This window comes from Calothrix sp. CBUCES-K 9914 (genome assembly GCF_059640475.1).
In genome coordinates this window covers 20,819-29,665 of record NZ_JBXXZH010000111.1, presented here as the reverse complement: position 1 = coordinate 29,665, position 8,847 = coordinate 20,819, and the positions used below count along the sequence as shown (strand labels likewise).

Annotated in this window: 11 protein-coding genes and 1 pseudogene; 8 read left to right on the top strand and 4 right to left on the bottom strand. The window is 39.4% G+C overall.

Annotated elements, in window-relative coordinates; genetic code table 11:
- Window positions 1–201: 201 nt before the first annotated feature.
- Window positions 202–600 (top strand): annotated as a pseudogene (locus AC2JBO_RS23450) (transposase); the annotation flags it as partial.
- Between the two features lie 178 nt (window positions 601–778).
- The gene (locus AC2JBO_RS23445; protein ID WP_496956043.1) at window positions 779–997 is read left to right on the top strand and encodes a hypothetical protein; all 219 of its coding nucleotides are present in this window, start codon (window positions 779–781) and stop codon (window positions 995–997) included.
- Between the two features lie 407 nt (window positions 998–1,404).
- On the opposite strand, the gene AC2JBO_RS23440 is transcribed toward AC2JBO_RS23445, so the two are convergent.
- Window positions 1,405–2,895, bottom strand: coding sequence for an esterase-like activity of phytase family protein (locus AC2JBO_RS23440; protein WP_496956042.1), 1,491 nt, complete (start codon window positions 2,893–2,895; stop codon window positions 1,405–1,407).
- A 352-nt stretch (window positions 2,896–3,247) separates the two neighbouring features.
- Between AC2JBO_RS23440 and AC2JBO_RS23435 the strand changes: the two genes are divergently transcribed.
- Entirely contained in the window at window positions 3,248–3,577 is a 330-nt protein-coding gene (locus AC2JBO_RS23435) for a hypothetical protein (RefSeq protein WP_496956041.1), read from the top strand.
- Window positions 3,578–3,832: 255 nt separating this feature from the next.
- Here the strand turns inward: AC2JBO_RS23435 and AC2JBO_RS23430 are convergent, their stop codons facing one another.
- From AC2JBO_RS23430 to AC2JBO_RS23420, 3 genes are all read right to left on the bottom strand, one after another.
- Window positions 3,833–4,096 carry a hypothetical protein gene (locus tag AC2JBO_RS23430; RefSeq protein WP_496956040.1) on the bottom strand — a complete coding sequence of 88 codons (264 nt, stop codon included), beginning with the start codon at window positions 4,094–4,096 and terminating at the stop codon, window positions 3,833–3,835.
- A 136-nt stretch (window positions 4,097–4,232) separates the two neighbouring features.
- Entirely contained in the window at window positions 4,233–4,538 is a 306-nt protein-coding gene (locus AC2JBO_RS23425; protein WP_496956039.1) for a CPCC family cysteine-rich protein, read from the bottom strand.
- A 26-nt stretch (window positions 4,539–4,564) separates the two neighbouring features.
- A complete protein-coding gene (locus AC2JBO_RS23420; protein WP_496956038.1) occupies window positions 4,565–4,687 on the bottom strand; it encodes a hypothetical protein in 123 nt (40 codons plus the stop codon).
- Between the two features lie 185 nt (window positions 4,688–4,872).
- On the opposite strand from AC2JBO_RS23420, the gene AC2JBO_RS23415 reads away from it, so the two are divergent.
- The 5 genes from AC2JBO_RS23415 to AC2JBO_RS23395 all read left to right on the top strand — a co-directional run bounded on the left by AC2JBO_RS23415 (window position 4,873) and on the right by AC2JBO_RS23395 (window position 8,402).
- Window positions 4,873–5,271 carry a hypothetical protein gene (locus AC2JBO_RS23415; RefSeq protein WP_496956037.1) on the top strand — a complete coding sequence of 133 codons (399 nt, stop codon included), beginning with the start codon at window positions 4,873–4,875 and terminating at the stop codon, window positions 5,269–5,271.
- 15 nt (window positions 5,272–5,286) lie between these two features.
- Window positions 5,287–5,784 (top strand): hypothetical protein, encoded by a 498-nt coding sequence (locus AC2JBO_RS23410; RefSeq protein ID WP_496956036.1) that lies wholly within the window; start codon window positions 5,287–5,289, stop codon window positions 5,782–5,784.
- 28 nt (window positions 5,785–5,812) lie between these two features.
- Window positions 5,813–6,682 (top strand): HEAT repeat domain-containing protein, encoded by an 870-nt coding sequence (locus AC2JBO_RS23405; RefSeq protein WP_496956035.1) that lies wholly within the window; start codon window positions 5,813–5,815, stop codon window positions 6,680–6,682.
- Window positions 6,683–6,850: 168 nt separating this feature from the next.
- Window positions 6,851–7,633 carry a HEAT repeat domain-containing protein gene (locus tag AC2JBO_RS23400; RefSeq protein ID WP_496956034.1) on the top strand — a complete coding sequence of 261 codons (783 nt, stop codon included), beginning with the start codon at window positions 6,851–6,853 and terminating at the stop codon, window positions 7,631–7,633.
- Window positions 7,634–8,021: 388 nt separating this feature from the next.
- Window positions 8,022–8,402, top strand: a complete 381-nt coding sequence (locus AC2JBO_RS23395) for an AbrB family transcriptional regulator (RefSeq protein WP_496956045.1) — start codon at window positions 8,022–8,024, stop codon at window positions 8,400–8,402.
- The last annotated feature ends 445 nt before the right edge of the window (window positions 8,403–8,847 follow it).

The window sequence follows — 8,847 nt, the reverse complement described above, 5'->3', positions numbered from 1 at the left end:
AGGGTTTCAAGACTTTATAAAATTCCTTAGCGTACAATTTTCCCGTTTTGGCACGTTCTAGCCTAATACAAATTAACTTGGACGCTTGTAGTAGAGTCAAAGTTAATTCATTACAGGCGTCTGCCCTCATAAATACCTGGTTACGTTACAATAACTTAAAATATAAAGCGTATCATAATCAAAATACGCGCATTAGTGTTTATGTATCAAAATCAGGGACAACCGACTATTTCAGTGGAAAATTTTAAACTTCCATTCAAGGGTAAGTTGTCAAAGGATAATCGTTGGGTCGTGATGGCTTCTTTTATTCCCTGGTCAGAACTAGAGGAAGAGTATTCATCTCCTAATTCTATTGACGTGAAGGCGCCAGTTAATTCATTTAGGATAGCGTTGGGTGCATTAATCATCAAAGAAAAACTAGGCATGAATAATAAAGAAATAGTAGAACAAATCAAGGAAAATCCTTATCTCCAGTATTTTATAGGTTTACCATCCTATAGTAATGAAGTTCCATTTGACGCTTCAATTCTAGCTACTTTTCCGGAAAAAATCAGTACTGAGTTAGTCAACAAAGTAAATAAGCAAATCAAGGAAAAGATGCGCTAAATGTTAAAGCAAGGTTAAAACTAAGAGGTGCCTGAAATTCTGAAACTATAACTTTTAATGGCGTCTGTACATGTTGGTTATAAATACAGGCACCGTTTGAATAAGGGTTTTTTCGTAGAGACACAACAACAACGTGTTTGTTAAGTTTGGAAAAAACAGGTGCTTTTCTCCAATGATAAAACCGCGCGCGGTACGTCAATTACCCGAATGCCCCAACTGTCGCTTTTACTGCGATAATCCTTTTTTGTTCTGTGAAGTTCTCCCGGATGGAGCAGAAGGAAACTCGTGTATATATTATGCTCCTGAAATAGGCGCCCTCTATAAGGCACCGTGCCGAGATATGACCAAAAACCTGCAAGATGACCTGGAAAGGCTTGATTTTGCGTTGTAAATAACGACTTTTTGACTCTAATGTAGCAAATTTTCAAACCAAGACAGGATAAGGGTTTTCAGACCATCTTGCAGGTTTTTACACGTATCCTGGCTCAATGCCTTATTGACCTTATTCTCAACTAAAGATTGAGACTTGCTTTAAGTCTTAGTCTCTGTAATCCTTGATACACAAGCTTTTTAGCTCCTAAAATCCGTCGAACTCACGTTGTATAAGATTCGGTATTGTCAGGAATACGCCAAAGTCGCAAACTTCCTAGCTTTTGGGCTATTGCAGGGTAAGGCTTGCGGGGAAAGGGGGGAGACGCAAACTGCTTCCTAGTCAATAAAGCTTTTCGAGGCACCGAGGACGTTTAAGGCGCCGCTCTACGTAAAACTGATAATGGCTATGAGTTTTCTTCGTATATTTTATTTCCTAGAAGTCACTAAAACTTTGTGATTGACTGATCTTTGGCGAAAGCAACTAACCAACCCTAGCATTCCGCAGGCAAGGAGGGCGATCGGCGAACTAGACTCAGGTACCGATGACACAATTTGAGGATTGAAGGTAGAGCCATTAAGGTCTGCGTCGGTAAACCCAAACACATAGAATCGGTTTGCTCCAGCAGTGTCAGGTACAAAGTCGTTATCGTTAGCTACCCAGAGGGTGTGGTTAAGGACACCATTCACCTCAATATCTTGACCAATAGCCAGCCCTTCTATCTTAGAGGGAATCTGAGTCTTCGCAATATTGTTCGGTGCGCCGTTCAGTATATTAACAAGATTAAGAAAAGGCTGAGAGGATTTGGTGACTGCATTGTTGAAAGCTTGTGCGCCAGTCATATTACTTACATCTACAGCATTGTTGATATCTATCTTAAACACTTGTTTTACAGTAGCGGAAGAACCGTCTCCAAGACCCTTTCCGTCACGCTCATCAACCAAAAACTCATGGTCATTAAGTGCTACAATATCGCTCACGCCTGATCCGGTTGTCAAATCGTAGGCATATTCATGGGTAGTCGCCCCAGTAGCAATGTCGATAGTAACCATACGCAGCACCTTTGCTGAATTACCACCAGGTGTTGCATCTTGGATGAGTGAAGCTTGTACCATAGCAACCAGAGTTTTGCCATCGGGAGTAATGGCGAGTCCCTCAATACCCTTATTAGCAGTACGACCAGAGGTATTCGAGCTGATTTCTGTTGACCCGACTGGAGAAAGATTGTCTACATAGTATTTAGCAGGTAGGGTGAAGCTGCGGATGCGCTCGCCAGTCGCACGATCAAACTGATAGATATAAGGTCCATACTCGTCAGAGACAAACGCACTGGTACCATCGTTAGAGAGACGAATACCTTCCGGGTCAAACCTGGCATCGTTGGGATTACCAGAATTTTGGTTCGGATCGTAGTTATCGGATCGACCTGTAAAGTAAAACTTGTTGGGTGTGTTTATAGATGGCGCACCAGAACCCAGACCAACATTGCTTCCCGTTCCATAGGTAAGTGGGGTCGGATTATAAAGCAAGGTGGTCTTTGTCAACGTCGGTGTCAATGAAAAGGGTTGTGCCGATCCGGGTGCATTAGGTGTCAGAGCCATTGATATGGTATGGAGGCGCGAGATAAAAGAGACTGTATCATCGACGGCACTGTTGTAGGCAGTAGCGTTGGGTCCGCGATCGGGGACTGCAATGAAGGTGTTGCCTCCTGCCCAGGTCAAGCCTGACCCAAGGCCACCAAGGATGTTGTTTGGCAGACCGTTCTCTAGATTGCCAGTTAAGCCAGAGAGGTCGGCATTAGGACCTGCGGTAGAGCCATTGAGTGTACCTGTTGCTAACAAAGTCGCTGCTTGTGCTTGGGATGCGCCGATCAAACAGAGGCAAGCAGTAAGGACTAGGTGGTTAGAAAATTTTGTCACGATGCTCGATCTCCTGTGGTATATTTTCTTCTATGCAAAAAATAAGCAGAATTAGAAATCTAAAATTCAGAAGACTTTTGAAGTTCCATGCAGCACACGTTGAATAATGACTGTATTTTTACTTTACCCGAGCTTAGTTGTATTTACTTAACTTCATAAATTATTTTACAAAAACTTCATCTAGTACCTTTTTTTAAGGTGTTAAGTTAGCAGTAATACAACGTTGATTTTACTATTAGAAACAGGTGCCATGTGCCATATAAATAATATGGTTATATTCGCTTTAGGCACCAACTCATAACTATTGTAAACCTGGCAAAATTATTCATAGTACAATATAATAATATCGGCTATGTTTTTAGGACTTACAGATCCAAGCAAAGAATTCGAGTCAAGTACAACTATTACTGAGAATTGGTTAGAGTTGAAATCAGAAGATTCCTACTACAAAGAGATTATTATTGATGGAAAAGAATTATTGATTCAAATGGTTGAGCAGAGCGAGCAAGTATATATAGTTTTTTGCAACCGTCTAATGGAACAGATTAATTCTATTAATTTTAAGGAATTACCCCAGGAATTAAAAAAACCATTGAGTTTACTTCTTCGCTACGTCAAAGGGGAGTTAGAAGTATGGTGCCAAGCGATACAAGGCTGTCATGACGTTTTATCAAGGGTTTAAATTTTATAGCTTCGCTTAATTTATCAGGGGTGTGAGTAGCTGTTGTGGCTTGCAAACAAGGCGCTTTTTGGCTCACAATAAATGCAACTAAATTTACAAAAATAAATTCGATTCGCAAAAAATGTAAATAAGCCAGAATACTTACTTGTAAAGAGTTTGAGATACTTTGCGCTCCGCCCGCACTTCGCCCGATATCTTAAAATCTAGTTGCATTTATTGTGAGCCGAGAATTGTCTTGTTTGTAAGTCCAAGGGTTTATGATTGCAAGCCACAACACTTAAGCAGATAAATTGCTGTTTCATGTTCTGGGTGATAGTGTGGTTCAGCGATTCCACCTGGAGGAATAATTGCTAGATACATTGCAATTCTAAGAGCGCCTGTCGTACTTGCACAAATACCAACAAAACCAGGCAAATTTTGGCTGTTGAGCGTTTCTGCATCGGGACGAACAATAATTAGCTCTTTTGGCTTTTGTGAAAGTTGACCATCGGAATCATGATTGGATACTGTTTCTATCATTACAAATTCTCATAAGGATAATTTGAGACCTCCTTAAATAATTCACGCGCGCAAAAATCAACTTATGCAGGTGCCACTGGACGTTAGTTTCGTTTTAGTCGTGGGTATCCTAACTGTATAGAATAATCATTCTCAGTTAAAAACTATACAGGGATATATGACAACATACTGCCGCGACCAAGCTAGAGATGAATTGACGTTGATGATGGGAGGTGGCGCCGCTCACTTCGTTATTAATATTACTTTTGTCTGAGGCACCAAATTTTTTGTAATTCTGACGTGCTTGATTCAAGCTAACTTTATTTGCTCCTCCTTCATAATTTGGGTCGTCAAATTGAACGTTATCGTTTTCCCAAAAACAGACTGGGCAAATTTCAAATGAACCAATACTATCTTCTTCTAAAGTTAGATTTTCACAACACGGACAAAGAAATTTATCCATAAAAACCCCTTTATTATTTAGCTTTCTTAAGTACCTAAATACTCAGGTACTTTAATACTAACTCTCATTACAGGCGCCGTTTGTAGTGGAGAAGCTTCTATATAAATAGGTGCCAATTTAAAACGTATGTACTTTTTAGTTGCATTCACAATTTGAAACAACTCCTATTTTTTCTATTATTACAGACTCTCATAAGGATGATTTGATATCTCCTCAAATAATTCACGCGCGTAAAAATCAACTTATGCAGGCGCCTGTTCCGTTAGTTTCGTTCTAGACCTGGGTATCATAACTGTATAGAATAATCATTCTCAGTTAAAAACTATACAGGGATATGACAACATACTGCCGCGACCAAGCTAGAGATGAATTGATATTGATGATGGGAGGAGGCGCCGCTTGTGGCGTTGCTGGTAGCATTCCCGTTGTCGGCGCCGGAGTTTTCAACGCTAGTTTAACTGCAGTACAAGCTGCTGTGGTTGCTCGTATTGCTCAAGTTTACAACGTAGACATCATTGCCGCAGGTGGAGCAGGCGCGCTAGCCGGAGCAATTATTGCAGCAGGTGGAGGACAATTGTTAGCCAGAGTTGGGGGAACACTAGCTGGGATGATTCCTGGTGTAGGTGGACTTGTACAACCCGCAATTGGAGCAGGTGCGGTTAAAGCGTTTGGCGAAGCTACGATTGCTTACTTTGAAAAACTTTACCCTAACAAAGTTTACGTTAAAAAGTAGAGTTACAGAGTAAATATGGTTAAAACAAATTCGTTTGCAATTTTGGCGCCTGTTCCAGAGATACATCTACTATCAGCAGTGGAAACAATATGTAAGTTAGAGCGTGAATCAAGTAATCCAATTAAAATTGCTTTTGGTAGCATGGATTTTGACTTGTTTCGCAAAGCTGATGATTTACGTAATGGTGAAAGTGTAGAAGTATTAATTTATGCTTCTCATTCAGCTAGAGAACAACCTTTAAATTCAGAAGTAACTTGGTATGGTTCATACATTGGGCATGTCAATTCTAGAAATGGTAGGTATCCAGGTAACCCGAAGTTTCGTCCAGCATTCACTGCTACTGACAAACCCACCTGGGCTGTTTTCTGGGAAATAGTAAATTTGAAACCTCTCAGTTCGGCACCTATTAAAATTGGGTCTTTAACAGGGTTGAACAAAAAGTCTTGCTACAATTCTCGCTTTATTCCTGAAAGACCGCTACTTATCGACGCAATAACCTTCACAAAAGCATAGTTTACCTCCCAATAGGCGCCGACTCTTGATGAATACAGAAGTACTCAAATGTTTAGATACTTATCGGCGCCAATTCGTGATAATAGTACCAATAAACTCATGTGAAAAACCTATGGCTTCCGAAACTTACAAACCTCCTATGGATAAGTTACTTGCATACGCAGACTGTAGTAAGTTAAATGAATGGCCAAACTACATTGAAGAATTTGGTTTTGCCAAAGAACATATTCCCGACTTAATACGTTTAGCGACTGATAAAAAATTACATGAGACCCATGAAGATATTCTGGAAATTTGGGCGCCACTTCATGCTTGCCGCGCGCTTGGTCAACTGCGTGCGACGGAAGCAGTAGAACCATTAATCACTTTATTCCATGAAGTTTATGAAAGTTGGAGTTACATTGATTTACCCAAAGTTTTTGGCTTAATTGGCGAGTCAGCTATTCCTAGCCTGCACTCATATCTTGCTGATGACTTTCGCGAAGTTAATCAACGTTTTGCTGCGGCTTCATCCTTAACTAGTATTGCTGAAAATTATCCTGATATACGGAACGAATGTGTTGATATTTTAACTCAGCAATTAGAGCAATTCGCAACTAATGAACCAGAATATAATGCTATTTTAATTGGTGAACTTATTAAATTGAAGGCGATTGAATCAGCTTTATTAATTGAAAAAGCTTTCACCGCGCGCAAAGTAGATACAATGCTTGCGGGAAATTGGGATAATATCCAAGTGTCCTTGGGATTGAAAAAGCGCGAAGAAGTTTCTCGTTTTAATGAAGAAATCGACTCGATGACTGCTATGTTAAATGGAGCAATAACACAGCTATATCAACAGCCTAAAGGCTTTTTTAAGTCCAATTATCAGAAAAAAATCAAGAAAAAGAAAAAATAGAGGCGCCAATACCGAGGGCGTTAGTAATCTGAGTCTTCCATACAATCCTTTTTATAACTATTTTACAGGCGCCCACACCCCATCAATACATAGGTACTTAAATATTTAGACACTTATTATCGGCGCCAGTTCATGATAATAGTAATAAGGAACTCATGTCAAAAACCTATGGTTCCCGAAACTTACCCATATCCTGTAAATAAGTTACTTACTTACGCTAACTGTAGTAAGCTCAAAGAATTACCTAACTATATCGAGGAATTTGGTTTTGGGAAAGAGCATATTCCAGATTTAATTCGTTTAGCAACTGATAAAAATCTATATGAGACCTGTGAGGATACTCTGGAAATTTGGGCGCCTGTTCATGCATGGCGAACACTGGGTCAACTACGAGCAACAGAAGCAATTGAACCCTTAATTACTTTATTTCATGATACTGAGGATGATTGGACTAATTTTGATTTACCCAAAGCTTTTGGTTTAATTGGGGCGCCAGCTATCCCTGCACTTACAGAATATATTAATGATGATTCGCATGAAGATTACCAGCGCTTTGCTGCAACTTCGTGCTTCTTTTATATTGCTATAAATTATCCTGATTTAGGCAAAATATGTGTTAGTATTTTAACGCGACAGTTAGAATTTTATAAAATTAATGGAAAACAGTTTAATGCTATTTTAATTGATGAACTTGTTAAATTAAAAGCAGTTGAGTCAGCTTCAATAATTAAAAAAGCCTTCAGCGCACGTAAAGTAGATACCTTGCTTGCAGGTAACTGGAAGGATATCCAAGTTGACTTGGGGTTAAAAACGTGGGAAGAAGCTTACTGTACCGATGGTTATGAATTAAGACCATTTGAAGTAATGTTAAATTACTCGGCGCCGGAACTATATCCTTTTCCTGATACTTCTAGCAAGAAAAAGAGAAAGAAAAAGAAAGGCGCCCTCTAATAGATAATACTATTGGTATTTCATAACTGGCGGCACTCAACAACCGAGATAAAGTATTTCTATAATTAATTTGTACTATATGGATTACAGCGCCCCGAATTACTATTCCTGATTACATCAACAAAAAAAGGCGCCCGACAATGTAAATAATTATTGCCATCAAGTAAATATCCTTTATACAATAAAGAAATTCCATGAAAATGTAAATTAACGCGCGTAACTCAACTGTGTCAACATGGCGAAAAAGAAAATAACGAAGTCCCCAGAACCCAAGGCATCAGCTAAAAAAGTTAAAGAAAGTACACCCTCTATTAGTAAGGCGCCTGCCAAGGAAGTAAAAGCAGTTAAGCCCAAAGTTGAAGAGGCGCCTGCTAAAAAAGCTAAACAAATCGAAGCTCTAGAAGGTAAAGCATTAACTGATAAAGTTAAAGAAATGCCCAACAGCAGTAAAGAAGAAAAAGCTAAGGCGTGTGGCTACTATAGCGTCACCAAAGATGGCGTAGAGCGAGTTAACATGATGAAATTTCTCAACGCTCTACTTGATGCAGAAGAGATATCATTTAATACCCCCTCTGACAAGAATAGTCGTGGACGTAGTGCTAGTTACCGAATTTCAGTGCAGTCTAACGGCGCCTTGCTAATAGGTTCTGCTTATACAAAACAGTTAGGCTTAAAACCAGGGGATGAATTTTCCCTCAATATAGGTAGAAAGCACATCAAGTTGATAGCAATTTCATCCGAAGAAAATCAAGACGACATCGCTGCTTAGTTCATTAACGGTGATAGGCGCCTGATACCATTTTAATACGAAGCTGCACATAATCAATTGAGTAAAAGCCTTGCTACATAAGCTCAAATCAATAATTCTCAATCCTGGACACTGGGGTTATTTATCATGTTATGAAAAGCAAATTTTAGAAATGATTATAGTTGTAGCCAGCTGCTGAGGGGGTGACGAAAACCTCTGAACCTGAGACACAGCAATAGTTACAAGCGTGCGTGCCATAAAAAGATAAACCTCATTTTTCGACTTTATTGATAATAGAATCAATAAGCTTCGTACAAAAGTCTTATTTTTCGTTGGGCTTTGTTCTAAATTTACTTTTATCTTTCAAGCGGTCACTTATCTATAACCTTTACTGCATAAGGCTTTTAAGCTAGTTAGTCACCCCCAGTGTTAGCACCCCATTAAGTTCATTACTCCCGTCTTGACT

Bases quoted from the DNA above. Each gene is read 5' to 3' on its own strand.
- AC2JBO_RS23445 (WP_496956043.1), top strand. From the start codon at position 779: ATGATAAAACCGCGCGCGGTACGTCAATTACCCGAATGCCCCAACTGT.
- AC2JBO_RS23435 (WP_496956041.1), top strand. From the start codon at position 3,248: ATGTTTTTAGGACTTACAGATCCAAGCAAAGAATTCGAGTCAAGTACA.
- AC2JBO_RS23430 (WP_496956040.1), bottom strand. From the start codon at position 4,096: ATGATAGAAACAGTATCCAATCATGATTCCGATGGTCAACTTTCACAA.
- AC2JBO_RS23425 (WP_496956039.1), bottom strand. From the start codon at position 4,538: ATGGATAAATTTCTTTGTCCGTGTTGTGAAAATCTAACTTTAGAAGAA.
- AC2JBO_RS23415 (WP_496956037.1), top strand. From the start codon at position 4,873: ATGACAACATACTGCCGCGACCAAGCTAGAGATGAATTGATATTGATG.
- AC2JBO_RS23410 (WP_496956036.1), top strand. From the start codon at position 5,287: ATGGTTAAAACAAATTCGTTTGCAATTTTGGCGCCTGTTCCAGAGATA.
- AC2JBO_RS23405 (WP_496956035.1), top strand. From the start codon at position 5,813: ATGAATACAGAAGTACTCAAATGTTTAGATACTTATCGGCGCCAATTC.
- AC2JBO_RS23400 (WP_496956034.1), top strand. From the start codon at position 6,851: ATGGTTCCCGAAACTTACCCATATCCTGTAAATAAGTTACTTACTTAC.